The organism is Bacillus sp. LR--39, from assembly GCF_053613335.1.
The window spans coordinates 1-736 of the sequence record NZ_JBSIOT010000804.1 but is presented as its reverse complement, the minus strand read 5'-3'; the positions used below and the strand labels follow the sequence as shown (position 1 = coordinate 736).

General features: G+C 44.6%; 1 protein-coding gene. It reads left to right on the top strand.

The window, feature by feature from the left end:
- Positions 1 to 126: 126 nt before the first annotated feature.
- The coding region (locus ACWHAR_RS26650) for a glycosyltransferase family 39 protein (protein ID WP_452088373.1) at positions 127 to 736 on the top strand (610 nt) is incomplete at its 3' end.

Genomic DNA, 736 nt, shown 5'->3' with positions numbered 1-736 from the left:
ATGTACACACCTTTTTCCAAAAAATATTTATTTTTTTCCATTCAAACAAAAATAGATTGTTCTCTTTTTATTCATAGCTTGTTCATATTTTTCTTCTAGAATAGGGAACATAAAGAGGTGAAAGTGATGATGAAAATAAAAAACAAACAACTTGATGTCATTCTGGTTCTAATTTTGTTGGCAGCTCTTATTCTGAATACATATAACATTTGGCTGGACGATGCCGCCAACCAGTATTACTTGGCAGCAGTCAAAAGCATGACGCAAAGCTTCCACAATTTCTTCTTCGCGTCATTCGACTCTTCCGGATTCGTATCAGTAGATAAACCGCCTGTCGTTTTATGGATTCAGACTATATTTGCGAAAATCTTCGGCGTGCATACGTGGAGTGTGATTTTGCCGCAGGCGCTTGCAGGGGCGGGTTCCATCTATCTGCTTTACGCACTGATAAAGCCGAAATTCGGAAAAGGCGCCGCCCGCATTTCAGCGCTGGTGATGGCGCTGACGCCGATCGCGGTCGCCGTAAGCCGAACGAATAATATCGACAGCATGCTCGTCTTCACGCTCCTACTTGGTACATGGTGCCTGATGAAGGCGGTCAAACAAGGCAGGCTGATCTGGCTTCTCGCTGCATTCGGTCTCATCGGCCTCGGATTCAATATGAAGATGTTTCAGGCATTCATGGTGCTTCCCGCGTTCTTGCTGTTTTATCTCATTGCGGCCCATGCGAATTGGA